Annotated in this window: 3 protein-coding genes; all 3 read left to right on the forward strand. The window is 47.2% G+C overall.

The window, feature by feature from the left end; genetic code table 11:
- Nucleotides 1-1,287 (forward strand): GerMN domain-containing protein (locus VB081_RS10600; protein WP_323400787.1); only part of this gene is annotated, 1,287 nt, incomplete at its 5' end.
- A 32-nt stretch (nucleotides 1,288-1,319) separates the two neighbouring features.
- A complete protein-coding gene (locus tag VB081_RS10605) occupies nucleotides 1,320-2,036 on the forward strand; it encodes an MBL fold metallo-hydrolase (RefSeq protein ID WP_323400788.1) in 717 nt (238 codons plus the stop codon).
- Nucleotides 2,037-2,047: 11 nt separating this feature from the next.
- A partial coding sequence (locus VB081_RS10610; protein ID WP_323400789.1) for a ComEC/Rec2 family competence protein occupies nucleotides 2,048-2,941 on the forward strand: 894 nt, incomplete at its 3' end.

Here is a 2,941-nt window from a genome sequence, read left to right on the forward strand (position 1 = left end):
ACAGGGAAAAAGTTCTCGGCAGAAACACGCACCTTGAGCGTACCGCAAAACGAGCGTGCAGAGACCCAGATCATCGAAGCCTTGCTAAGCGGCCCGTCGTCCGAGACGTTGCAGCCGGTGGCAGAAAACTTTTCGCTGGAAAAAGTAGAATTGCTTCCAGATGTGATCAATGTGTTTTTGAACTTAGAAGAAGGTATCTATAAATCGGAAGAACAGATCATTACCGCCAAGCTGGCGATCGCCTCTACCTTGTTTGACTTTTCAGGCGTTGCGTATGTCAATATATTTGTAAATGGCAGCCAGACAGCCTATCAAAACTTGCCGTCAGGAACGCTGCAGAAATCCAAGAGCACGTTGAGCGAAGACCTTGAAAAGTATAAACGCGACGCAAGCGCACAGACAGCAGTTATAAATGCTACGCTGTATTTTCTCGATATTTCAGAGCAATTTTTGTTGCCTGAGGTACGAAGTATCAATTTCGAAAGCACACAAAAAGAGAGTATGATCGCTTCTGTCGTGCAAGAAGTGCTGGCAGGGCCGGAAGATACTTATAACCATGCGCCGGTGGTCGATAAGCTGGTCAAGGATGCGCAGCTCAATTCTGTGACTATTTTACAGGATGAACGCGGACGAAACGTGGCAAAGCTTGATTTCAACAAAATGCCCTTTGCACAAACAAAAGCCTATCAGGACGGGGAACAGATCACGGCCGCCGCCCTTACGACAGCGATCACGGGCTTCATACCGGATATCGACGGTGTGCAGATCACCGTAAATTCGACAGAGGAGGGGCTCCAGGCTGGCGTAACGGTGTACACAGCAAATGACTTTTCGTCTCTTCTCGGCAACAGCATCGTGCTTTACCTGCCCAACAATACCTATACGCTGCTCAGCAGCGTGACCCGCATGGTAGAGCAAAAAAACGCCGGATATCCGGAGGAATTACTGCGCGAGCTTATGAAAGGGCCTTCCGCACAAGACAGCAGCGAAATACAGCCCGCTTTTATCTCCGGTATCTCTATGGACGACGTAAACAGTGTCTATCTTGCCGGAAATATTGCCGTTGTTGATTTCAAGGGCAGTATTCGTGAAAAGGCCGCCGGACTTTCCGAAAAGAATGAGTTCATTATGATCTATTCGATCGTCAACACGCTGACAAATATCAGCAATGTCAGGCTTGTTCAGTTCCTGGTGGACGGCGAGCGTGTTGAATACCTTGGAGATGGCAACCAGTTATGCGTGATTGATCCGCTGGTCAAAAACCCCGGTATTATCCGTTTGACCTAACGATACAAAAGGAGGCAAAGGAGGCAGATGAGATGCAATTGACGATATTGGGTAAATATGGGCCCTATCCAAAGGCGGGAGGAGCGACGACCTCTTGTCTGGTGGAATGCTGCGGTAAAAAGATACTGCTGGATGCGGGAAGCGGAAGCTTGTCCCGTGTGCAGGAATACTGCTCCCTTGACGATCTTGATATGGTACTCCTTACTCATCTGCATTCCGACCATTGTGCAGATATGTTTGTACTGCGTTATGCTCCGCTTAAAAATACGCTTCCCATATATCTTCCGGCGACACCGGCGCACGAGCACGACACGCTTGCTGCCTGCGAAAAATTTGAACCTGCCGATATAACGGAAGCGCTCACGCTGGAATTTCCAGATACAGATTTACAAATTTCTTTCTGTAAAACACTGCATCCCGTGGAGTGTTATGCAGTTAAATTTTGTTCTGAGGGGAAAACTTTTGTTTTTTCCGGGGATTCACGCTATAGTGAACATTTGACCGATTTTTGCCGCAACGCAGATGTTGTGATGCTTGACAGCGGTTTTTTAAAGGATGACAAGCCCAAAAAAATATTGCCGCACATGACAGTTATAGAAGCCGCCCAAACAGCAAAAACGGCCGGAGCAGGGAAGCTCCTGCTGACACATATCAATCCGGCGTATGATGAAGCGGAGCTGCTTTGTGAGGCCTGCGAAGTTTTTCAAAACACCACTATCGTTCAAGAAAAGAGACAATACACGATCTGACGGAGTTTTTTATGCAGCGAATACTGAACCAAAGACCCGTTGTTTTTTTGGCCTTTTTTATGGTGTTGGGGATATCGCTTTCCTATTACCTGAAAGTACCTATACCCATTTTGGGAATCGTTTTAGGCAGCGGTGCTGCGCTTTTTGCATGGTTGCTTTTCAAAAAACACCGCCATATGCTCGTTTCCCTATATCTGGTGATGTTCGCCATAGGCGGCATCGTTTTCCAAATCCAGTTCACAACAGATTTTTCCCAGATCAGCGAAGGGGAGGAATATTCTGTACAAGGGTATGTTGCCGACCGCTCAGGTATGTCTTCTAATTATCATACCTATACGCTTGACAATGTTTTATTGACCAGTAATGATGGCAGTACTACGTTGGATTTTAGTAAGAAGATACTTTTATATTCACGCGAAGTCCTGCATTACGGTGATACCGTGACTTTTGAAAGCCGGATAAGACCTCCTGCATCCACAAGAAACCCCGGCGGTATGGACGAGCAAATGTATCTTGCGGGCAAAGGTGCGGGAGCAAGTTGCTTTTCAGAAGAAATACGCAGTATATCCTATTCGCCCGGCTGGTACTATTATCCGTTATTGCTGCGTGAAACGCTTGCCGAAAAGATCGACCAGATATTTTCCGCAGAGATGGCGCCTGTCGCAAAAGCAATGTTCTTAGGCGTAAAAAGCGATATCACAGAGGAAACACGGGATGCTTTTTCTAAAACCGGGATTGCGCACATTCTTGCTGTTTCCGGCCTGCACGTCGCAATCGTGTCCTTTGCGTTTAACTGGCTTTTAAAAAAGCTGCACATACGCCGCAACATACGGTTTAGCGTGAACATTGCCGTGCTGCTGTTCTACGCACTTTTAACGGGCTTTGCGCCTTCCATTGTCCGTGCC

It is taken from the genome of Christensenella sp., from assembly GCF_034927525.1.
GTDB lineage: Bacteria > Bacillota > Clostridia > Christensenellales > Christensenellaceae > Christensenella.

Excerpts from the sequence above, each read along its gene's own strand:
- VB081_RS10605 (WP_323400788.1), top strand. The coding sequence starts at position 1,320 with ATGCAATTGACGATATTGGGTAAATATGGGCCCTATCCAAAGGCGGGA.